At 71.1% G+C, this 20,546-nt stretch carries 18 protein-coding genes and 2 pseudogenes; 9 read left to right on the forward strand and 11 right to left on the reverse strand.

From position 1 onward, the window contains the following. The first annotated feature begins 108 nt into the window (after positions 1-108). Positions 109-1,833: an LCP family protein gene (locus ACYVMZ_RS22630; protein WP_461082462.1), complete on the forward strand. Its 1,725-nt coding sequence runs from the start codon at positions 109-111 to the stop codon at positions 1,831-1,833. Between the two features lie 219 nt (positions 1,834-2,052). Further along, entirely contained in the window at positions 2,053-3,711 is a 1,659-nt protein-coding gene (locus ACYVMZ_RS22635; RefSeq protein WP_461082464.1) for an LCP family protein, read from the forward strand. A 21-nt stretch (positions 3,712-3,732) separates the two neighbouring features. On the opposite strand, the gene ACYVMZ_RS22640 is transcribed toward ACYVMZ_RS22635, so the two are convergent. Next, positions 3,733-4,773 (reverse strand): glycosyltransferase family 2 protein, encoded by a 1,041-nt coding sequence (locus ACYVMZ_RS22640; protein WP_461082466.1) that lies wholly within the window; start codon positions 4,771-4,773, stop codon positions 3,733-3,735. Positions 4,774-4,902: 129 nt separating this feature from the next. Here ACYVMZ_RS22640 and ACYVMZ_RS22645 point away from each other — a divergent pair, with 129 nt between their 5' ends. Continuing rightward, positions 4,903-6,378, forward strand: a complete 1,476-nt coding sequence (locus ACYVMZ_RS22645) for an LCP family protein (protein ID WP_461082468.1) — start codon at positions 4,903-4,905, stop codon at positions 6,376-6,378. An 84-nt stretch (positions 6,379-6,462) separates the two neighbouring features. Here ACYVMZ_RS22645 and ACYVMZ_RS22650 read toward each other — a convergent pair whose 3' ends face one another. After that, complete coding sequence (locus tag ACYVMZ_RS22650; RefSeq protein ID WP_461082470.1) at positions 6,463-7,020, reverse strand: acyl-CoA thioesterase; 558 nt, start codon at positions 7,018-7,020, stop codon at positions 6,463-6,465. A gap of 119 nt (positions 7,021-7,139) precedes the next feature. Between ACYVMZ_RS22650 and ACYVMZ_RS22655 the strand changes: the two genes are divergently transcribed. Continuing rightward, positions 7,140-8,459, forward strand: coding sequence for an LCP family protein (locus ACYVMZ_RS22655; RefSeq protein WP_461082472.1), 1,320 nt, complete (start codon positions 7,140-7,142; stop codon positions 8,457-8,459). A gap of 66 nt (positions 8,460-8,525) precedes the next feature. On the opposite strand, the gene ACYVMZ_RS22660 is transcribed toward ACYVMZ_RS22655, so the two are convergent. Next, complete coding sequence (locus tag ACYVMZ_RS22660; RefSeq protein ID WP_461082474.1) at positions 8,526-8,891, reverse strand: four-helix bundle copper-binding protein; 366 nt, start codon at positions 8,889-8,891, stop codon at positions 8,526-8,528. A 141-nt stretch (positions 8,892-9,032) separates the two neighbouring features. Then, positions 9,033-10,190, reverse strand: coding sequence for an acyl-CoA dehydrogenase (locus ACYVMZ_RS22665; protein ID WP_461082476.1), 1,158 nt, complete (start codon positions 10,188-10,190; stop codon positions 9,033-9,035). Positions 10,191-10,378: 188 nt separating this feature from the next. On the opposite strand from ACYVMZ_RS22665, the gene ACYVMZ_RS22670 reads away from it, so the two are divergent. After that, the gene (locus ACYVMZ_RS22670) at positions 10,379-11,722 is read left to right on the forward strand and encodes a UDP-glucose dehydrogenase family protein (RefSeq protein ID WP_461082478.1); all 1,344 of its coding nucleotides are present in this window, start codon (positions 10,379-10,381) and stop codon (positions 11,720-11,722) included. 101 nt (positions 11,723-11,823) lie between these two features. Here ACYVMZ_RS22670 and ACYVMZ_RS22675 read toward each other — a convergent pair whose 3' ends face one another. Then, positions 11,824-12,330 (reverse strand): CGNR zinc finger domain-containing protein, encoded by a 507-nt coding sequence (locus ACYVMZ_RS22675; RefSeq protein ID WP_461082480.1) that lies wholly within the window; start codon positions 12,328-12,330, stop codon positions 11,824-11,826. A gap of 132 nt (positions 12,331-12,462) precedes the next feature. On the opposite strand from ACYVMZ_RS22675, the gene ACYVMZ_RS22680 reads away from it, so the two are divergent. Next, positions 12,463-12,822: a VOC family protein gene (locus ACYVMZ_RS22680; RefSeq protein ID WP_461082482.1), complete on the forward strand. Its 360-nt coding sequence runs from the start codon at positions 12,463-12,465 to the stop codon at positions 12,820-12,822. A gap of 25 nt (positions 12,823-12,847) precedes the next feature. Continuing rightward, positions 12,848-13,240 (forward strand): VOC family protein, encoded by a 393-nt coding sequence (locus tag ACYVMZ_RS22685; protein WP_461082484.1) that lies wholly within the window; start codon positions 12,848-12,850, stop codon positions 13,238-13,240. A 32-nt stretch (positions 13,241-13,272) separates the two neighbouring features. On the opposite strand, the pseudogene ACYVMZ_RS22690 reads toward ACYVMZ_RS22685, so the two are convergent. Further along, a pseudogene (locus ACYVMZ_RS22690) lies at positions 13,273-14,403 on the reverse strand (dipeptidase). Between the two features lie 180 nt (positions 14,404-14,583). Here ACYVMZ_RS22690 and ACYVMZ_RS22695 point away from each other — a divergent pair. Continuing rightward, positions 14,584-14,817, forward strand: a pseudogene (locus tag ACYVMZ_RS22695) (alkene reductase); the annotation flags it as partial. Here ACYVMZ_RS22695 and ACYVMZ_RS22700 read toward each other — a convergent pair. The 3 genes from ACYVMZ_RS22700 to ACYVMZ_RS22710 form a co-directional block, all read right to left on the reverse strand. Continuing rightward, the gene (locus ACYVMZ_RS22700) at positions 14,766-15,944 is read right to left on the reverse strand and encodes a dipeptidase (RefSeq protein WP_461082485.1); all 1,179 of its coding nucleotides are present in this window, start codon (positions 15,942-15,944) and stop codon (positions 14,766-14,768) included. The pseudogene ACYVMZ_RS22695 and the gene ACYVMZ_RS22700 sit on opposite strands and share 52 nt — an antisense overlap. Before the next feature lie 47 nt (positions 15,945-15,991). Next, positions 15,992-16,492 (reverse strand): 5-(carboxyamino)imidazole ribonucleotide mutase, encoded by a 501-nt coding sequence (purE, locus tag ACYVMZ_RS22705; protein ID WP_461082700.1) that lies wholly within the window; start codon positions 16,490-16,492, stop codon positions 15,992-15,994. 77 nt (positions 16,493-16,569) lie between these two features. Beyond that, positions 16,570-17,709 carry a 5-(carboxyamino)imidazole ribonucleotide synthase gene (locus ACYVMZ_RS22710; protein WP_461082487.1) on the reverse strand — a complete coding sequence of 380 codons (1,140 nt, stop codon included), beginning with the start codon at positions 17,707-17,709 and terminating at the stop codon, positions 16,570-16,572. Positions 17,710-17,895: 186 nt separating this feature from the next. Here ACYVMZ_RS22710 and ACYVMZ_RS22715 point away from each other — a divergent pair, with 186 nt between their 5' ends. Further along, positions 17,896-18,399 (forward strand): GtrA family protein, encoded by a 504-nt coding sequence (locus ACYVMZ_RS22715; protein WP_461082489.1) that lies wholly within the window; start codon positions 17,896-17,898, stop codon positions 18,397-18,399. Positions 18,400-18,462: 63 nt separating this feature from the next. Here the strand turns inward: ACYVMZ_RS22715 and ACYVMZ_RS22720 are convergent, their stop codons facing one another. Both ACYVMZ_RS22720 and ACYVMZ_RS22725 read right to left on the reverse strand, forming a co-directional pair. Then, positions 18,463-19,737 (reverse strand): ATP-binding protein, encoded by a 1,275-nt coding sequence (locus tag ACYVMZ_RS22720; protein ID WP_461082491.1) that lies wholly within the window; start codon positions 19,735-19,737, stop codon positions 18,463-18,465. Between the two features lie 43 nt (positions 19,738-19,780). Beyond that, positions 19,781-20,458, reverse strand: coding sequence for a response regulator transcription factor (locus ACYVMZ_RS22725; RefSeq protein WP_461082493.1), 678 nt, complete (start codon positions 20,456-20,458; stop codon positions 19,781-19,783). Positions 20,459-20,546: the final 88 nt, after the last annotated feature.

Raw genomic sequence — 20,546 nt, forward strand, 5'->3', positions numbered from 1 at the left:
ACGGGCCTGCCGTACGTCCTGCGGGGCGTACGGCAGGCCTGTTCGATGCCGTACGCCGCACCGGGCGTACGCACGCCGTTCGACGGCGCAGGGGTGGGAGGCAGAACGATGACGCGGAGCGGTGTGCACGGGGAGGGAACGCGACCGGGTGTCGTACCTCGGCAACGGGGCGCGGACGACAGGGCGGCGCGGGACGGCGGCGGTGAGGGCCCCGGCAGAGACGGCGGCAACGACGGCGGGGGCAGACCCGGCGGCAGCCGGGGCGGAGGCGGCCGGGGCGGAGGCGGCCGGGGCGAAGGCGGCCGGCGCGGCGGACCGCGGTCCGGGCGGGGGCGCCGCGCGGTGCGCTGGTCGGCGACGACCCTGGCGCTGCTGATCTTCCTCACGGCCGGGGCGGGTTACCTGTACTACCGGCACCTGAACGGAAACCTCCACAAGGGGCAGCGCAGCAGCGGCGACTCCAAGGTGCGGAAGGCGGAGCCGAACGCGGCCGGGCAGACGCCCCTGAACATCCTGCTGATCGGCTCCGACAGCCGGAACACCGCCGCGAACCTGAAGCTCGGCGGCAGCAAGGACAGCGTCGGCAGCAAGCCGCTGGCCGACGTGCAGATGCTCATCCACCTGTCGGCGGACCGCAGGAGCGCGGCGGTGGTGAGCATTCCGCGCGACACCCGCGTCGACATCCCCGAGTGCACGGACCCGAAGACCGGCGAGACCTATCCGGCGACCAACACCATCATCAACGCGACGCTGGCCCGTGGCGGAGCCGGCTGCACCCTGGCCACCTGGCAGAACCTCACCGGCGTCTACATCGACCACTGGATGATGATCGACTTCGCGGGCGTGGTGAAGATGGCGGACGCGGTCGGCGGCGTCGAGGTCTGTGTGAAGCAGAACGTGTGGGACCGCCCGCTGCCGGGTGTGCCCGGCGGCTCCGGGCTGAAGATGACGGCCGGCACGAAGAAGGTCAAGGGCAAGCAGGCGCTGCAGTGGCTGCGCACGCGGCACGCCTTCTTCAGCGACGTGGGGCGGGCCAAGGCCCAGCACATGTACATGAACTCGATGATCCGCACGCTCAAGCAGCAGAACGTCTTCACCGACACCGGGCGCCTGACGGACCTGGCCGAGGCGGCCACCAAGTCCCTGAAGGTCTCGGAGGAGATCGGCTCGGTGAAGAAGCTCTACGACCTCGGCACGCAGCTCAAGACGGTGCCGACCGACCGGATCACCATGTCGACCATGCCGACCGCGCAGGACGCGCAGAACCCGAACCACCTCCTGCCGGCCGGGGCCGACGCCGAGAAGATCTGGTCGATGATCCGCGACGACGTGCCCTTCGACGACAAGGGCAGGCAGTCGGGCGCGAAGAAGATCCCCGAGAAGACCCCCGAGAAGACCTCCGAGGACCCCGCTGCCCCGGACGACGAGATCGGCGTCCTGGTGCGGAACGCCACGCGGTCCGCCACCCTCGGCCCGGTCGGCGGCCGCGCGGGCGCGCTGGCCCGGCTGCTCGTGGACAAGGGCTTCACGAGGGCCGCTGCGGACACCTCGGCGCCTGTGTCGGAGGAGAAGACCGTCGTCCGCTACCCGAGCGCGGATCTGGCGGGCGATGCCCTGCGCGTCGCCGAGTCGCTGGGGATTCCGGCGAGTTCGGTGCAGCGGTCGACCGGCGTCTCCGGTGTCACGCTGGTGGTGGGCGCCGACTGGCGGGAGGGCTCGGCCTATCCCAAGGAGCCGGCGCCGAAGCCCGGGGACGTCCCGGAGAGCGCCGACGCCATCAACGGGTCGGACAGCGGCCAGTGCATGGACGTGTACGCGCCCTACCGCTGGTAGCGGGCCGACCCCGAACGCCCTGGTGCGGTGGGCGAATCGGTCACCGGCCTCACGGTCCCTCACTGCTCCCGCCAAGGCGCCGGACGGGGAGAGGTCCACGGCCGACAAGGTCACCTGCGCGAGTTGACGTTTCCAGGGCAACTGACGGGCCCGTCGTGCGTCTAACAGGACGCATGACGGGCCTGTTCCATGGCGTGAGGGGCGGGAGGGACGGGGAGAGTGACCCAGAAAACGGTGGGACCGGACGAGACGGTCCGGGACGTCCGGGCTGAACCCGCCCCGAACGGCGGCCCGTTGGACGACGGCGGCCCGTCGGGCGGCAAGGCCGACACCCTGCACGGCCGGCGGCGTCCACGGCCCGGGCGCCGCGTGCTCAAGTGGTCGGCGGCCGTCCTCACGGTCCTGGTACTCGGCACGGCCGGCGCCGGCTACCTCTACTACCGGCACCTGAACGCCAACATCGAGCAGGACCCCCTCAACCTGGGCGACAGCAAGGTCGCCGCGCCGACGCCGAACGCCGCGGGCCAGACCCCGCTGAACATCCTGGTCATCGGCTCCGACGCGCGGGACACCGAGGAGAACCGGGAACTCGGCGGCGCCCGGGAGACGTTCGGCTCCACACCCCTCGCGGACGTCCAGATGCTGGTGCACCTGTCCGCCGACCGGACGAACATGTCGGTGATCAGCATGCCGCGCGACACCCTCGTCCACATACCGAAGTGCACCGACCCGGACGACGGGAAGGTGTACCCGGCGAGCAACGGGCGGGTGATGACGAACCAGAGCCTCGGGCACGGCGGCCCCGGCTGCACGGTGGCCACCTGGCAGGAGCTGACCGGCATCCACATCGACCACTTCGTCATGGTCGACTTCGCGGGCGTGGTGTCGATGGCGGACGCCGTCGGCGGCGTCCCGGTGTGCGTGGACGCCAACATCCACTCGCGCACCTCCGACGGCAAGGGCTCGGGCCTGAAGCTGGAGAAGGGCACCACGGACATCAAGGGCGAACAGGCCCTGCAATGGCTGCGGACCCGCTACGGCTTCGAGGACGGCAGCGACCTCGCCCGCGCCAAGGCCCAGCACATGTACCTGAACGCGCTGGTCCGCCGGCTGCGCGAGAACGCCACCCTGAGCAGCCCGAACAAGCTGCGCAGGCTGGCCGAGCGGGCCACCCGGGCCCTCACGGTCGACCCCGGCCTCGACACCGTCAAGAAGCTCTACGACCTCAGCGACGAGCTGCGGAAGGTGGAGCCGGAGCGGGTCACCATGACCACGATGCCGAACCGGTACGTGGGCGCACGGGTGGAGCCGACGGAGGACGCCGAGAAGCTCTTCCGGCTGGTGCGCGAGGACATCGCCCTGGACGGCAGGGACAACAAGAACAACGAAAACAACAAGGACGACAACGACAAGAAGGGCGCGACCGGCGAGAAGACCGAGGAACAGGCCTCGGACGACCCGGCCGCGGCCGACGGCGAGATCGCGGTCCAGGTGCGCAACGGCACGCGCACCGACACCCTGGCCGCGGCCCGCGGACGCGCGAGCGCCGTGGCCGGCGTGCTGGCCGAGAAGGGGTTCACCCGGGCGTATCCCGACACGACCGGGTCACTGAGCGAGGACCGCACCCTCGTCCGCTACCCGAGCGCCGACCTGGAGGGCGACGCCCAGCGGATCGCCGAGTCCCTCGGTATTCCGCCGAGTTCGGTCCAGCGCTCCACCGACGTCTCCGGCGTCACGCTCGTCGTGGGCGCCGACTGGCGCGCGGGTACGACGTACCGGGCGCCGAAGGAGGACGACAGCGTCCCGGAGTCGGCCCACGCGCTCAACGGTGCGGACGACAAGGCCTGCATGCACGTGAACCCGGCGTTCACCTGGTGACCGGGCCGGGGCCCGGCGGGCTCAGCCGCTCACCTGACGGGAGCCGAGCACCGCCGGACGCCGGGACGCGATGACCTTCCTCGCCAGCGACCGAGGGCTGGTCAGGAAGCCCCAGCCCCACGACATGTGCATGGTGGCCAGCGCGACGGGGATCTGCAGCCGCGCCTTCAGCGGCAGCCCCTTGCCCGCCGGTATCGAGCCCAGGACGATCGCCGCGAGGTAGCCGCCGGGCACCACGAAGCCCCACGGCGTCAGCACGGCGCCCACCACGATCCCGGCCGCGATCGCGCACACCGCGGTCGGCGGGGCCAGGTAGCGCAGGTTGATGGAGCCCTCGTGGTACCGGGCGACGACGTGCCGCCACCGGCCGTAGTCCTTGTACTGCTTAGCCAGCGCGCGCACGCTCGGCCGCGGCCGGTACGACACCTTCAGCTCGGGCGAGAACCAGATCAGCCCGCCGGCCTCACGGATGCGGTAGTTCAGCTCCCAGTCCTGGGCGCGGATGAACTCCTCGTTGTAGCCGCCCTGCTGCTCCAGCGCCTCCCGCCGGAACACGCCCAGGTAGACGGTCTCGGCCGGGCCGGCCTCGCCCCCGGTGTGGAAGGCGGCGTTGCCGACCCCGATCCTGGACGTCATCGCGGCGGCCACCGCGTGCTCCCAGTCGTTCTCGCCCTCGGCGTGCATGATGCCGCCGACGTTCTGCGCGCCGGTCTCCTTCAGGAGCCGTACGGCGGTGGCGATGTAGTTCGGCGAGAGCATGCCGTGCCCGTCGACCCGGACGACGATCGGATGCCGGGAGGCCTTGATCGCGGCATTGAGCGCGGCCGGCGTACGGCCGCTCGGGTTGGGCACGGTGTGCACGCGCGGGTCTTCGGCCACGAGCTCGGCGGCGATCTCGTCCGTACGGTCCGTGGACGGACCGAGGGCGATCACGACCTCCATCTCGCCGGCGTACTCCTGCGCGAGGATCGCTTGGACTGCTCCGCGCAGATGCCGCTCCTCGTCGAGGACCGGCATGATGACAGACACGGCGGGCAGCTGCACGTCGGGATTGGCGTTCATAGGGGGCTCACGTTACCGCGAACGGGGGACACCGTTGCGCGCCGCCGGAGCAGGTGACCCGGGCCACAGATCGTATGGGCCTACGGTGCTTCCGGATCCCACGTACGGCCGTCGTCCGGAGGAGTCCCCTTGCCCACACCGCCCCGGTCCCCCCGGCCCCAGCCCGCCCCGCAGCGCCGCCCGCAGCCGTCCCGCCGTCCGGCCCGGCCGCCCGTACCGCGCGGGAAGCCGCGCTGGGCCATGCGGGCCGTGACCACGCTGTCCGTGGTGGTGATGGCGTCCGCAGGGATCGGGCACACGGTGATGTCCAGCCTCGACGCGGACATCGACCGGGTCGACCCCTTCAAGGACATGAAGAACCGTCCCCGCGCCGGGCACGGCATGAACGTCCTGCTCGTCGGCACCGACGGCCGCGAGGAGATCTCGAAGGAGGAGCGGCGCAGGTACCGGCTCGGCGGGGCGCCCTGCCACTGCACCGACACGATCATGATCGTGCACATCTCGGAGGACCGGGAGCGGGCCAGTGTGGTGAGCCTGCCGCGCGACTCGTACGCCGTGATGCCCCCGCACACCGACCGCAACAGCGGGAAACGGCACGGCGGGCACGCCATCAAGCTCAACGCGGCGTACGCGGAGGGCGGGCCGCAGCTGACCGTGCGGACGGTCGAGCGGATGACGCGCGTGAAGATCGACCACTACCTGGAGGTCGACTTCACCAGCTTCATGAAGACGGTGGACGTGGTCGGCGGCGTGGAGATCTGCACCGCCGATCCGCTGAAGGACAGTCACACCGGCCTGGACCTGCCGGCCGGCCGCCACACCCTCAAGGGCGGGCAGGCCCTGCAGTACGTGCGCGCCCGGTACGTCGACGGGGCCTCCGACCTCAGCCGGATGAAGCGTCAGCAGCGTTTCATGGCGGCGCTGGTGGACCGGGTCACCTCCTCCGGGATCCTGCTGAACCCGATGAAGTTCCGGGAGGCGACCCGGGCGGTGCTCGGCTCGGTCCGGGCCGACAAGGGCTTCGGCACGGACGAACTGCTGGACCTGGGGCGGGCGATGCGGAACTTCTCCCCCTCCTCCTCCGAGTTCACGACCGTGCCGATCGGGCGCATGGGATACGCCGTGAAGGGCGTCGGCTCGACGCTGAAGTGGGATCCCGTGAAGTCCGAGCGCCTCTTCCGCGCCCTGCGCGAGGACCGGCCGCTGTCCGTCACGCGGCCCCGCAGCGCGGCGGTGCTCGTCCCCGTCGCCCCGCAGCAGGTCCGGGTCCAGGTGGAGAACGGCACGAACACGCCGGGCCTCGGCCGCAAGGTGGACGCGGCGCTGGCGGCGAGCGGGTTCCGTACGACCCGGTCGCCGGTGAACGCGAAGGACCGCTCCGTCCGGCGCACGATCGTCCTCCACGACCCCCGCTGGGACCGCTCCGCCAAGTCCCTGGCGACCGCCCTGCCGGGCAGTGAACTCCGGGCGGTGAAGGGGCTCGGGGCGACGCTGAAGGTGATCGCCGGGGCCGACTTCAGGCAGGTGCGCAAGGTGCGGGCGGAGAACCAGGCGGAGGGGGAGTTCGGGGTGGTGCGGGGGGATGAGGTCCGGTGCGCGTCTTAAGCCACCCGGCGCTGTTGTCAGGGGCCGGGTGGGTGTGCGACCCGCCCGGCACCACCAGCCCCGCACAGGCGCCGCGGGCACCAGTCAGTCCGCGTACCCCTCCGCCGCCCGCTTCTCGCGGAGTTCCATGATCGCGCGGCGGCGGGCCAGGCGGTGGGTGCGGCGGATCTGGGCCTCCTGGTAGCGGCGTTTGTCCTGTTCGGTCTCGGGGATGACCGGCGGCACCCTGCGCGGCTTGCCGTCGGCGTCCACGGCGGCGAAGACGAGGTACGCGGAGCCGACCTGGGTGGGCGGGGCGGACTCGTTCCAGCGTTCGGCCAGGACCCGGACGCCGACCTCCATGGAGGTCGAGCCGGTCCAGTTGACCTGGGCCTTCACATGGACGAGGTCACCGACCCGGACCGGCTCCAGGAAGGCCATCTCGTCCATCGACGCGGTGACGGCGGGACCGCCGCTGTGCCGCCCGGCCACCGCACCCGCCGCGTCGTCGACCAGCTTCATGATCACTCCGCCGTGCACGGTACCCAGCAGGTTCGTGTCGTTGTGCGTCATGATGTGGCTGAGGGTGGTGCGGGACGCCGAAGTCGGCTTGCCCGGGATATCCGGAGTTACCGAATCCGCAGCTGAGGCCTGGTCTGTCATGGCCTCCACCTTATGCCGAGGCGACATGCGGGGGATTTGTGTCAGCTTCGCCACAGCCTTGCCCTGATTTTCCGACGACCCTTGTATGGCGGACAGCCCTGGCCTGCACACTGGGGCGCATGAATGAGTGGCCCGAGGCATGGTCCGACGACAACCGCGGCAGACGGTACGGACGCGGAAGCGCGAGCGCACAGCCTGAGAGCGCACGTGTCATGCGGCAGGTCCGCCGCGGTCCGGCGGCGCCGCCCGGGCAGGGCGCCTACGGCGGCCCCGGCCGGCAGGCACCGCCGTACGGCGCCGCAGGCGTGCCGCAGCAGCCGTCGTACGTGGACGGCCGCGGCTACGGCGACGGCACCGCCGTCGACGGTTACGACAGCGGCTACAACACGGGGCAGGTCTACGGCTCGCCCGGCGGCCGGGGCCCCGGCGGCGACGGCACGTACGCGCCGCGTCCCGCGCCGAACTGGCGGCGCCGGATCAAGGTCACGGCGATCACGGTCGCGACCGTGCTGGTCGTGACGACCGTCGCCACGTACTTCTGGGCCGACTCCAAGCTCAACCGCGAGGTCGACCTGTCGAAGGTCATCGACCGGCCGGAGGTGGGCGAGGGCACGAACTACCTGATCGTCGGCTCCGACAGCCGGGCCGGCCTGTCCGACGAGCAGAAGAAGGAACTGCACACCGGGTCCGCCGACGGCAAGCGCACGGACTCGATGATGATCCTGCACACCGGCAGCAACGGCCCGACGCTGATCTCGCTGCCGCGTGACTCCAACGTCACCATCCCGTCGTACAAGGGCTCCGACTCCGGCAAGCTCTATCAGGCCACCGGCCGCCAGGTGAAGCTGAACGCGGCGTACTCGGAGGACGGCCCCGAGCTGCTGGTCCGCACGGTCGAGGCCAACACCGGTCTGCACATCGACCACTACGTGGAGATCGGCTTCGCCGGTTTCGCGAACATCGTGGACGCGGTCGGCGGTGTCGAGATCGACGTCCCGCAGGACATCAAGGACGCCAAGTCCGGCGCGGACCTCAAGAAGGGCAAGCAGACCCTGAACGGCGAGGAGGCCCTGGCCTTCGTCCGCACCCGGTACGCGCTCAAGGGCTCGGACCTGGACCGTACGAAGAACCAGCAGAAGTTCCTCTCGGCGCTCGCCAACCAGGTCGCCACCCCGGGCACGATCCTGAACCCGTTCAAGCTGTACCCGACCATGGGCGCGGGCCTGGACTCCCTGATCGTCGACAAGGACATGGGCCTGTGGGACCTGGCATCGATGTTCTGGGCGATGAAGGGCGTCAGCGGCGGTGAGGGCACGTCGATGAACATGCCGATCTCGGGCAACGCCCCCAACGGCAACCTCCAGTGGGACACCGCGAAGGTGAAGACGCTGGTGGACCAGCTGAAGAACGACGAGAAGGTCACCGTCTCGGGCAACTGAGCGGCCGGCACACAGGACTCGGGGGCACCCGGAAGGCAGGTGCCCCCGAGGGCTGTCGGACGGTCGTCACATCGTGGCGCCCGCCATCGCGCGGCACGTCTGTGCACAGCGGCGACACGCCTCGGCACAGCGCATCATCTGGGCGTCGTCCGGCATGGACATACACGCCTCGGCGCACATGTCGCAGGCCCGGGCGCACATCGCGCACATCTCGGCCGACATCGGCGAGCGGCGCATCATCATGTCGGCGCACATGCGGGTCATCTCGGCGCAGTCCATCAGCGCGCGCATGATCTGCATCTGGGCCTGGCCGCCCATCTGCAGGCAGGAGCTCATGGTCTCCTCGCACATGGCGTGGCAGGCCATGCAGGCGTCGACGCAGTCCTGCATCTCCTTGCTCATCGGGGTGGTGGTGGCGGGCTGCTGGGTCATGGTTCCTCCTGGGGGACGGCGGAGACCGGGTCGGCCCCCGGTCCTTCCGTCCTACGCCCACTTCCCCCGGTCCGCCACGGGGCGGACGGAAACAGCCCCCGGCCGGGTGGCGGGGGCTGTGCCGGAGCGGGAGCCGTTCGGTTACGGCAGGTTGCGCGCCATGACGATCCGCTGGACCTGGTTCGTGCCCTCGTAGATCTGCGTGATCTTCGCGTCGCGCATCATGCGCTCCACCGGGTAGTCACGGGTGTAGCCGTAGCCGCCGAGGAGCTGGACCGCGTCCGTGGTGACCTCCATGGCCACGTCGGAGGCGAAGCACTTGGCGGCGGCGCCCTGGTAGGTGAGGTCGGAGTCGCCGCGCTCGGAGGCGGCTGCCGCCTGGTAGGTCAGGGCCCGGGCGGCGGAGATCTTCATGGCCATGTCGGCGAGCATGAACTGGATGCTCTGGAAGTCGGCGATCGGCCTGCCGAACTGCTTGCGCTCCTGGACGTAGCCCTTGGCGTAGTCGAGGGCGCCCTGGGCGATGCCGAGGGCCTGGGCGGCGATGGTGATGCGGGTGTGGTCGAGGGTCTTCATCGCCGTGGCGAAGCCGGTGCCCTCCTCGCCGATCATGCGGTCGGCGGGGATGCGGACGTTGTCGAGGTAGACCTCGCGGGTGGGCGAGCCCTTGATGCCGAGCTTCTTCTCGGGGGCGCCGAAGGAGACGCCCTCGTCGGACTTCTCGACGACGAAGGCGGAGATGCCCTTGGAACGCTTCTCGGGGTCGGTGACGGCCATGACCGTGTAGTACTCGGAGACGCCCGCGTTGGTGATCCAGCGCTTGACGCCGTTGAGGACCCAGTGGTCGCCGTCGCGGACCGCGCGGGTCTTCATGCCGGCCGCGTCCGAGCCCGCCTCCGGCTCGGAGAGGCAGTACGAGAACATCCCGTCGCCCTTGGCGAGCGGGGTCATGTACTTCTTCTTCAGCTCCTCGGAGCCGGAGAGGATGACCGGGAGCGAGCCGAGCTTGTTCACGGCCGGTATGAGGGAGGAGCTGGCGCACACGCGGGCCACCTCCTCGATCACGATGACCGTCGCCAGCGCGTCGGCGCCCGCGCCGCCGTACTCCTCGGGCACGTGGACGGCGTGCAGGTCGTTGGCCACCAGTGCCTCGAGCGCCTCCTGCGGGAAGCGGGCCTCCTCGTCCACCGCGGCGGCGTACGGCGCGATCTTCGCCTCGGCCATCGAGCGAACGGCGTCACGGAGCATGTCGTGCTCCTCGGACGGGCGGTACAGGTCGAAGTCAGCCGATCCGGCCAAGGTCTCTCACGCTCCAAAACGCTGCGATGGTGGCGCTAACTACCGTTAAGTAATCAAAAGTTTATGGGGTCGCCCACACCAGTGATACGTGAGCTTGGCGACAGCGCGAAAGTCGCCCGGTGAAGCGCGTTCCCCTGCCCCGGATATGCTCGGGCGCGCACCACCTGCCGCAGACCTCTGGAGCATCCATGGCCCTCAAGATCACCGTGATCGGCACCGGTTATCTCGGCGCGACACACGCCGCGGCCATGGCCGAACTGGGCTTCGAGGTACTCGCCCTGGACATCGTCCGGGAGAAGATCGAGAAGCTGGAGCGCGGCGAGGCTCCGATGTACGAGCCGGGCCTGGAGGAGCTGCTGCGCAAGCACGTCGCCGGGTTCGAGGGGACCACGGGCCGGCTGCGCTTCACCCAGGACTGGGCCGAGGTCGGCGCGTTCGGCGATGTCCACTTCGTCTGTGTGAACACCCCGCAGCGGCACGGCGAGTACGCCTGCGACATGTCGTACGTCGACTCCGCGATCGCCTCGCTCGCGCCGCATCTGAAGGGCCCCGCCCTGGTCGTGGGCAAGTCCACCGTGCCCGTCGGCTCCGCCGACCGCCTGGCCGCCTACCTGGCCGACCACGCGCCGGCGGGCGGGGACGCCGAGCTGGCCTGGAATCCGGAGTTCCTGCGTGAGGGCTTCGCCGTCCAGGACACGCTGCACCCGGACCGGATCGTGGTCGGGGTGCGCAGCGAGCGCGCCGAGAAGCTGCTGCGCGAGGTGTACGCGACGCCGATCGCCGAGGGTTCGCCGTTCGTGGTCACGGACTTCCCGACCGCCGAGCTGGTGAAGACCTCCGCGAACTCCTTCCTCGCCACCAAGATCTCCTTCATCAACGCCATGGCCGAGGTGTGCGAGGCGGCGGGCGGTGACGTGGCCAAGCTGGCGGAGGCCATCGGCTACGACGACCGGATCGGCAAGAAGTTCCTGCGGGCCGGGATCGGCTTCGGCGGCGGCTGTCTGCCGAAGGACATCCGGGCGTTCATGGCCCGGGCCGGTGAGCTGGGCGCCGACCAGGCACTGACCTTCCTGCGGGAGATCGACTCCATCAACATGCGCCAGCGCGGCCAGATGGTGGAGCTGACCCGGCAGGCGCTGGGCGGCGGGCCGTTCCTCGGCAAGCGCGTGGCGGTGCTCGGCGCGACCTTCAAGCCCGACTCGGACGACGTACGGGACTCGCCCGCGCTCAACGTCGCCGGGCAGATCCACCTCCAGGGCGGCCAGGTCACGGTGTACGACCCGAAGGGCATGGACAACGCCCGCCGCATCTTCCCGACCCTCGGCTACGCCGACACCGCGATCGAGGCCGCGCGGGGCGCCGACGTCGTCCTGCACCTGACGGAGTGGCGGGAGTTCCGCGAGCTGGACCCGGAGGCCCTCGGCGAGGTCGCGGCGGCCCGCGTCATCCTCGACGGGCGCAACGCCCTGGACCCGGAGCGGTGGCGCAAGGCCGAGTGGACGTACCGGGCGATGGGACGCCCGAAGGCCTAGTAGCGGTACATACATACGGGTGACGCCGGTTCGGCCGAGGCTCAGTCGGCCGAACCGGCGTCTTGTTGCATTCTGCACCACCGGGCGTCGGCACGGCCGCGTCACGGCTCCTTCGCCCGGTACCGCCGCATCTTCGCCCGCGCCCCGCACACCTGCATCGAGCACCAGCGGCCCCGGCCCGCCGGGCTGCGGTCGTAGTACGCCCAGTGGCAGTCGGCGGCCTCGCAGGCCTTCAGCCGGGTCCAGGTGCCCGCGACCAGTGCCTCGGCGACGGCCGCGGCGACGCGGGAGAGCAGCGGGCGCCCGTCGGCGGGGGCGAGTGCGGCCGAGCCGTCCCCCGCGTCGACCGTCACCACCAGCGGCGCCCCGGCCAGCAGCTCGCCCAGCGGGGTCACCTCGCGGTGCGGGGCATGGCCGGCGTGGGCGAGCAGCGTCGCGCGCAGCGACTCGCGCAGCTCGCGCGCCGGCTCCACGTCCTCTTCCGTGAGCCCGAAACGCGCCCGGCCCTGCGCCGTGTCCAGCGAGTCGGCGCCCGACTCGATGTCCAGCGTGTTCACCAGGGACTCGACCAGTGCCAGGCCCCCGGGCGCGGGCGATCTCTCCGTCATGGCTGGACCGTACCTCCCGGGTTTCCCCTTGCGACGTTACCCCCAATAGGGGAGCATGGAGTAACGGTTACTGGTTACTCGCCTCTACAGGTAACTTCCGGCGGGTGACTTTCCGGCTTCGAGGAGGAAGTCATGGCTCTGGCCAAACTGGATGTCGTCGTCCTGGACTGTCCCGACCCGCACGCGCTGGCCGGTTTCTACGCCGAGGTGCTGGGCGGAACCGTCGAGGACCAGGGCGACTGGGTGGACCTGAAGGTGCCCGGCGGACCGTCCCTGGCCTTCCAGGCCGCCCCCGGGTACGTACCGCCGCGGTGGCCGGCGCCCGACCATTCGCAGCAGTTCCACCTGGACCTGACCGTCGACGACCTGGACACGGCCGAGAAGGGCGTGCTGGCCCTCGGCGCGCGGCCGCTGGACGCCGAGGACCGTTCGCGCAGCTTCCGGGTTTACGCGGACCCGGCCGGGCACCCGTTCTGCCTCTGTGCCTGCTGACAACCCGCTGATACCGGGAGGCCTCATGCCCGCTGCGGTACGTTTCCGTTCCGTCGTCGTCGACTGCCCCGAGCCGCTCGAGCTGGCCCGCTTCTACGCGCAGGTCGGGGGCGGCACGCCCGAGGAGGAGGAACCCGACTGGGTGGTGCTCCAGGTACCCGGCGGGCCACGGCTCGCCTTCCAGCGGGTGTCCGGGTACACCCCGCCGGAGTGGCCGCGCGCCGACCGCAACCCGCAGCAGTTCCACCTCGACTTCGACGCCGGGTCCACCTGGGAGGAGGTCGACGCGGCCGAGGAGAAGGTGCTGGCACTGGGGGCGCGGGTGCTGGACCGGGAGGACTACGAGAAGAAGGACTTCCGGGTGTACGCCGACCCGGCGGGGCATCCGTTCTGCCTCTGCCGGCTCGACCACACGTAACGCGTCGACCCCGCGCAACGCTCAGCCACGCCTCACCCGTCGAGCCCGGCGATCGTCGCCATGGACGGCTCGCGGCGCTGCTGGACCGCGCGGGCGGTGAAGTCGGCGCCGCGCAGTACGCGCTGGACGTTGCCCCAGGTCAGCAGCGCCACGTCGGACTCCTCCCAGCCGCGGTGCAGCAACTCGGCGATCAGCCGCGGGTAGCAGGAGGCGTCGCCGAGCTCCTGCGGGTGGGCGGCCCGGAGTCGTACGTGGCGGACAGGCCGACGCACTGCGGGCCGGCGACCGTACGGACGTGGTCGAGGTGGTCGGCGACGTCGCGGACGGTCGGCCCGGTCTGCTCGGCGGTCAGCGGCACCATGCACAGGCCCCCCGCGGCGCCCAGCTCGGCGAGCAGGTCGTCGGGGAGGTTCGCCGGGTGGGGGCGCAGCGCTCGGGCGGCGGAACGGCCGCACAGCACGGGTGCCCTGGAGACGGTGAGGACGCGGTGGATGGTCTGCGCGGAGGCACCGGAGAGGTCGGCGATCACGCCGAGCCGGTTCATCTCGCGCACGACCTCCTCGCCGAACCGGGTCAGCCCGGCCGGGCTCGCCCAGGACACGCCGGTCAGGGTGAGGATGCGCAGGCCGAGGGCGTGCAGCTGGCGCAGGATGCCCAGCGAGTCGCCGAGGGCGGCGGCCCCGGCCGGGCCGAGCAGCACGGCGACGCGTCCGCAGTGGTGGGCGTCCGCGGTCTCCCCGGCGGTGCGGGCCAGCCGTAGGGCCTCGTCGTGGGCCCGGACCACCGTCTTGACCAGGTCCAGCTGCTCCAGGGTGGCGCCCACGACCCGGTCGCCGTCGAGGCTCTCGGGCAGGTGCAGGGAGCAGAACAGGGCGCCCACCCGGCCCCGGCGCAATCTGGGCACGTCGGTGTCGACGGCGCTCTCGCCGAGCTCCAGGTCGTACCAGGACAGGTGCCTGAGCGCCCAGGGCAGTCCGTTGTAGCCGTCGGCGACGGGGTGCACGGCGAGGATGGCGCGGGCCCGGGCCAGGGGAGCGTCGTCCGGGTCGGAGACGGGCTCGCGGGGACCGTCCGGGACGACGGCCTCGGCGGGGTAGCCCGGCCAGGCCGTGGAGCTCGCCGACTCCGCCGGCGGAGTGCAGGTCGTCCTGGAGGTCTGCCATGGCGGGCTCCGTACGGTCGTCGTGCGGTACGGTCACCGTCCCACGGAGCCGAGGGGGTTTCCTGGTGGGCGGGGCGTTCGAGGTACGGGACACCGGGGCCCCGGGGCTCAGCGCTGCCGGGCCGCCTCGATCACCTCGTCCAGGGTCTCCGGGAGCGCACCAGTCGGCGATCATCCGGTCGCGCGCCTGCTGGCCGCCGGAGCCGACCTGATCGCCCTCGGCCGGCCCTTCCTCGCCAACCCCGACCTGGTGGCGCGGCTGCGGCTGGGCGCGCCGCTCAACCCGGTCCGGGACCGGTACCTGATGTACGTGGGCGGGGCGGACGGCTACACCGACTACCCCACCCTGGACGAGCTCGCGGGTCAGCCGTCCAGGTCCTCGATGCGGGCGTTGGACGGCGGGCGCGTGGCCTGAAGCTCCCGGGCCACGTCCTCAGCCGCGCCCAGCACCCGCACGGCGTTCCGCCAGGTCAGCTTGGTCAGGTCGGACCGGGACCAGCCGCGGTCCAGCAACTCGGCGATGAGGTTCGGATATCCGGAGACGTCGTCGAGTCCGTCCGGGGTGAAGGCCGTGCCGTCGTAGTCGCCGCCGATGCCGAGGTGGTCGATGCCCGCCACCTCGCGCATGTGGTCCAGGTGGTCCGCCACCGTCGCGACCGTGGCGACGGGGCGCGGGTGCCGCTCCTCGAAGGCGCGGTGCACCTTCATCGCCTCGGCGGTGGTGTCCAGGGGGTGGAAGCCGTGCGCGCGCATGTTCTCGTCGGCCTCGGCCGTCCAGTCGACCGCCGCCTGGAGCACGAACTTCGGGACGAACGTCACCATCGCCACACCGCCGTTGGCGGGCAGGCGTTCGAGGATGTCGTCGGGGATGTTGCGCGGGTGGTCGCAGACGGCCCGGGCGGAGGAGTGGGAGAAGATCACCGGGGCCGTCGTCGTGTCCAGCGCGTCCCGCATGGTCGTCGCCGCGACGTGCGAGAGGTCGACCAGCATGCCGATCCGGTTCATCTCCCGGACCACCTCGCGGCCGAATGCCGACAGTCCGCCGACGCCCGGTGCGTCCGTCGCCGAGTCCGCCCACGGCACGTTGTCGTTGTGGGTGAGCGTCAGATAGCGGACGCCGAGCGCGTACAGGCCCCGCAGGGTGCCCAGGGAGCACGCGATGGAGTGGCCGCCCTCCGCGCCCATGAGCGAGGCGATACGGCCTTCCGCGCGCGCGGCCTCCAGGTCGGCGGCCGTCAGCGCGGGGGCCAGGTCCTTCGGGTGGCGGGCCAGCAACTGCCGTACGCAGTCGATCTGTTCGAGGGTGGCCGCGACCGGGTCGGGCAGGTCCGTGCGGACGTACACCGACCAGAACTGCGCACCGACCCCGCCCTCGCGCAGCCGCGGGAGGTCGGTGTGCAGGTGGGCGCCCTGGCGGACGGCGATGTCGCGGGCGTCGAGGTCGTAGCGGACCTGTTCGCGCAGCGCCCAGGGCAGGTCGTTGTGCCCGTCGACGACGGGGAACTCGGCGAGGAGCGCGCGGGCGTCGTCGAGGGACGTCATGGGGGTCACTTCCCGAAGTTCATTTCCCGAAGGCCACGTGCCGAAGGTCACTTGCCGAAGCCGAAGCCGCCGCCCGTGCCGTCGACCTTGGCGCGCAGGCGCTTGCCCTTCTCGGTGGCCTGGTCGTTCAGGTCCTGCTGGAACTCCCGCATCTTCTGCAGGAGGTCCTCGTCGTGCGCGGCGAGGATGCGGGCGGCGAGCAGACCGGCGTTGCGGGCACCGGCGACGGAGACGGTCGCGACCGGGACACCGGCCGGCATCTGCACGATCGACAGCAGGGAGTCCATGCCGTCGAGGTACTTCAGCGGCACGGGCACGCCGATGACCGGCAGCGGGGTGACGGAGGCGAGCATGCCGGGCAGGTGGGCGGCGCCGCCCGCACCGGCGATGATCACCTTCAGCCCGCGCTCCGCGGCCTGCTCCCCGTACGTGATCATCTCGCGCGGCATACGGTGCGCGGAGACGACGTCGACCTCGTACGCGATCTCGAACTCGTCGAGGGCCTTGGCGGCGGCCTCCATGACGGGCCAGTCGGAGTCCGACCCCATGACGATGCCGACCAATGGAAAGCTGCGCGCGTCAGCGCTCGTTGAGGGGTGGTGGTCGGGCGACGGGTGGGCGGGGCTCATTCGGTGATCGTGCCTCTCAGGTAGCCGGCTGCGTGACGGGCGCGCTCCAGCACGTCGTCCAGGTCGTCGCCGTAGGTGTTGACGTGGCCGACCTTGCGGCCGGGCTTCACGTCCTTGCCGTACATGTGGATCTTCAGCTGCGGGTCGCGGGCCATGCAGTGCAGGTACGCGGAGTACATGTCCGGGAAGTCGCCGCCCAGGACGTTGACCATGACCGTCCACTTCGCGCGCGGGCGGGGGTCGCCGAGCGGCAGGTCGAGGACGGCCCGGATGTGGTTGGCGAACTGGGAGGTGATCGCGCCGTCCATCGTCCAGTGGCCCGAGTTGTGCGGGCGCATCGCGAGCTCGTTGACGAGGATGCGGCCGTCGCGGGTCTGGAACAGCTCGACGGCGAGGTGACCGACGACGCCGAGTTCCTTGGCGATGGTCAGGGCCATCTCCTCGGCCTTCAGCGCGAGGCTCTCGTCGAGATCGGGGGCGGGGGCGATGACCGTGTCGCAGACGCCGTTGACCTGCCGGGACTCGACCACCGGGTAGGCGACGGCCTGCCCGTGCGGGGACCGTACGACGTTGGCGGCCAGCTCGCGCACGAAGTCGACCTTCTCCTCGGCGAGGACGGGGACGCCCGCGCGGAAGGGGTCCTCCGCCTCTTCGGGCGAGTTCACCACCCATACGCCCTTGCCGTCGTAGCCGCCGCGGACGGTCTTGAGGACGACCGGGAACCCGTCGCCCTCGGCCGCGAAGGCGGCCACGTCCTGCGGATCGGAGACGATCCTGTGCCGCGGACACGGCACGCCGATCGCGTCGAGCCTCGCCCGCATCACGCCCTTGTCCTGGGCGTGCACGAGCGCGTCGGGGCCCGGGCGCACGGGGATGCCGTCCGCCTCCAGGGCCCGTAGGTGCTCGGTGGGCACGTGCTCGTGATCGAAGGTGATCACGTCACAGCCGCGTGCGAAGGCGCGCAGCGTGTCCAGGTCGCGATAGTCGCCGATGACGACATCGTTCACGACCTGCGCCGCGGAATCCTGTGGTGTGTCACTGAGGAGCTTGAACCTGATGCCCAGCGGGATGCCAGCCTCGTGTGTCATACGAGCGAGCTGGCCCCCGCCGACCATGCCGACTACCGGGAACGTCACACGCCTAGGGTATCGGCCACGCCGCAGTGGCTTGTTTCCCGGTCTTTCCCTGCCTTTCTTCGGCCTTTCTCCGGCCTTTCTCCGGACGCCTTCCCGTCTCCGGGGCTCGTCCGCAGGAAGATCGCGCGGAAGGGTGGTTAGCATGGCGGGGTTGACGCCAACCGACGGACGGGGGCCTGTACGACCATGGGACGTGGTTCCTCGGGGCTCCGACGGCTTGTTCACGAAGTCGCCAAGTTCGGCGCGGTGGGCGGCGCCGGTGTGCTGGTCAACCTCCTCGTGTTCAACCTGGTACGGCATGTGACCGACCTCCAGGTGGTGCGGGCGAGCGTCATCGCGACCGTCGTCGCGATCATCTTCAACTACCTGGGCTTCCGCTACTTCACGTACCGGGACCGCGACAAGAGCCGCCGCACCCGGGAAATGACCCTGTTCCTGCTGTTCAGCGCGGTCGGCCTGGTGATCGAGAACGGCGTGCTGTACGTGGCCACGTACGGCTTCGACTGGAACAGCCCGCTGCAGAACAACATCTTCAAGTTCCTCGGCATCGGCATCGCCACGCTGTTCCGGTTCTGGTCCTACCGCACGTGGGTGTTCCGGGCGCTGCCGGTCCCGGAGTCGGCGACGGGCGCGGAATCGTTCCTGAAGAAGGAGCGGGCCAAGCAGAAGGCGCGGCAGCGCGTTCCGTAGGCCGGGGGGCCACGGATGCTGGGGGTGTCCGGTGGTGTCGGGGGGTGTCTCCCGGTCCTCCGCCTATCGGACCGTCGGCGTCTCCTCGTGCGCCTTCTGCTTCGACGGTGGCGTGCGCGACAGGAACAGCCCGAACACCGGCGGCTTGGCCTGCAGCATCTCCAGGCGGCCTCCGTCGGCCTCGGCGAGGTCCCGGGCGACCGCGAGGCCGATCCCGGTCGAGTTCCGGCCGCTGATGGTCCGCTCGAAGATCCGCGCCCCGAGATCCGCGGGCACGCCGGGGCCCTCGTCCGTCACCTCGATCACCACCTGGTTCCCGGTGACCCGGGTGCGCAGCGCGACGGTCCCGCCGCCGTGCATCAGCGAGTTCTCGATCAGCGCGGCCAGCACCTGCGCGACCGCCCCCGGGGTGCCCACCGCCTGCAGATGCCGCTTGCCGGAGCTGACGATCGCCCGACCCGCGCTGCGGTAGGCGGGCCGCCACTCCGCGAGCTGCTGCTGGATGACCTCGTCGAGGTCGAAGGTGACGGCGGAGCCGGTGCGCGGATCGCGGGAGTTCGTCAGCAGGCGCTGCACCACGTCCGTCAGCCGCTCCACCTGCGTGAGCGCGATCGTCGCCTCTTCCTTCACCGTGTCGAGGTCGTCGGTGAGGGTGATCTCCTCCAGCCGCATCGACAGCGCGGTCAGCGGGGTGCGCAGCTGGTGGGAGGCGTCGGCGGCCAGCCTCCGCTCGGCGGTGAGCATGCGCCCGATGCGCTCGGCGGAGGCGTCCAGCACGTCCGCGACCCGGTCCAGCTCGGGGACGCCGTACCGCTTGTGCCTGGGGCGCGGGTCGCCCGAGCCGAGGCGTTCGGCGGTCTCCGCGAGGTCGGTGAGCGGGGAGGCGAGCCGGTTGGCCTGGCGGATGGCGAGCAGGACGGCGGCGATCACCGCCAGCAGCGCCACCAGCCCGATGATCAGCAGCGTACGGCCGACCTCCCGGGTCACCGTCGAGCGCGGCTCCTGGACGGTGACGGTCTCGCCCTCCTCGCCCGGGGCGGTGGCCGTGATGACGTCGCCGCTCGGTTTGGTGCCGACCTCGATGGGCTGCTCGCCGGGGATCCGGATGACGGCGTACCGGTCCTGCGTGACTTGGTCGCGCAGCACCTCCGCGTCGACCTGCTGCGCGACGAGGAGCCGGCTGTCGACGATGCTGGCCAGCCGGACCGCCTCGGACTCCACGCGGTCCTGGGCGCTGTTGCTGATCGTCCGGGTCTCGACGATCACGAGGGATACGCCGAAGACGGCGATCACGACGAGCACCACGGCGAGCGTGGACTGGATCAGTCGACGGCGCATGTCCTCTTACCCAATACGAACCCGGCGGGGGATCCCGGTGGGTTCAGCTCTTCTCGAAGCGGAAGCCCACGCCGCGCACGGTGGCGATGTAGCGGGGGTTGGCCGCGTCGTCGCCGAGCTTCTTGCGCAGCCAGGAGATGTGCATGTCGAGGGTCTTGGTGGACGACCACCACGTGGTGTCCCAGACCTCGCGCATCAGCTGGTCGCGCGTGACGACCCGACCGGCGTCGCGTACGAGCACCCGCAGCAGGTCGAACTCCTTGGCGGTGAGCTGGAGCTCCTCGTCGCCCATCCACGCGCGGTGCGACTCGACGTCGATGCGCACACCGTGCGTGGCCGGCGCCTGGTGCGGCTCGGCGGCGCCGCGCCGCAGCAGGGCGCGGACGCGGGCGAGCAGCTCGGCGAGCCGGAACGGCTTGGTGACGTAGTCGTCGGCGCCCGCGTCGAGGCCGACGACCGTGTCCACCTCGTCGGCGCGCGCGGTCAGGATCAGGATCGGAATGGTGTGACCCTCGGCGCGCAGCCGCCGGGCCACCTCCAGACCGTCCATGCCGGGCAGACCGAGGTCCAGTACGACCAGGTCGACGCCGCCCTGGATTCCGGCGTCCAGCGCGGTGGGGCCATCCTCACGTACCTCGACCTCGTACCCCTCCCGGCGCAGGGCGCGGGCCAGCGGTTCCGAGATGGACGCATCGTCCTCGGCGAGCAGTACTCGGGTCATGAAGTGATGGTAGTCCCGCCGGGGCAAGAGCCGGGGTGTGATCGCAGGCCTTGATTCTTACCGGCCGCATACGCGTTCTTACCCTCGG

The sequence above is a fragment of the Streptomyces deserti genome, from assembly GCF_054782695.1.

Excerpts from the sequence above, each read along its gene's own strand:
- ACYVMZ_RS22630 (WP_461082462.1), top strand. The coding sequence starts at position 109 with ATGACGCGGAGCGGTGTGCACGGGGAGGGAACGCGACCGGGTGTCGTA.
- ACYVMZ_RS22640 (WP_461082466.1), bottom strand. The coding sequence starts at position 4,773 with ATGAACGCCAATCCCGACGTGCAGCTGCCCGCCGTGTCTGTCATCATG.
- ACYVMZ_RS22650 (WP_461082470.1), bottom strand. The coding sequence starts at position 7,020 with ATGACAGACCAGGCCTCAGCTGCGGATTCGGTAACTCCGGATATCCCG.
- ACYVMZ_RS22655 (WP_461082472.1), top strand. The coding sequence starts at position 7,140 with ATGAATGAGTGGCCCGAGGCATGGTCCGACGACAACCGCGGCAGACGG.
- ACYVMZ_RS22660 (WP_461082474.1), bottom strand. The coding sequence starts at position 8,891 with ATGACCCAGCAGCCCGCCACCACCACCCCGATGAGCAAGGAGATGCAG.
- ACYVMZ_RS22670 (WP_461082478.1), top strand. The coding sequence starts at position 10,379 with ATGGCCCTCAAGATCACCGTGATCGGCACCGGTTATCTCGGCGCGACA.
- ACYVMZ_RS22675 (WP_461082480.1), bottom strand. The coding sequence starts at position 12,330 with ATGACGGAGAGATCGCCCGCGCCCGGGGGCCTGGCACTGGTCGAGTCC.
- ACYVMZ_RS22680 (WP_461082482.1), top strand. The coding sequence starts at position 12,463 with ATGGCTCTGGCCAAACTGGATGTCGTCGTCCTGGACTGTCCCGACCCG.
- ACYVMZ_RS22685 (WP_461082484.1), top strand. The coding sequence starts at position 12,848 with ATGCCCGCTGCGGTACGTTTCCGTTCCGTCGTCGTCGACTGCCCCGAG.
- ACYVMZ_RS22700 (WP_461082485.1), bottom strand. The coding sequence starts at position 15,944 with ATGACGTCCCTCGACGACGCCCGCGCGCTCCTCGCCGAGTTCCCCGTC.
- purE (WP_461082700.1), bottom strand. The coding sequence starts at position 16,492 with ATGGGGTCGGACTCCGACTGGCCCGTCATGGAGGCCGCCGCCAAGGCC.
- ACYVMZ_RS22715 (WP_461082489.1), top strand. The coding sequence starts at position 17,896 with ATGGGACGTGGTTCCTCGGGGCTCCGACGGCTTGTTCACGAAGTCGCC.
- ACYVMZ_RS22720 (WP_461082491.1), bottom strand. The coding sequence starts at position 19,737 with ATGCGCCGTCGACTGATCCAGTCCACGCTCGCCGTGGTGCTCGTCGTG.
- ACYVMZ_RS22725 (WP_461082493.1), bottom strand. The coding sequence starts at position 20,458 with ATGACCCGAGTACTGCTCGCCGAGGACGATGCGTCCATCTCGGAACCG.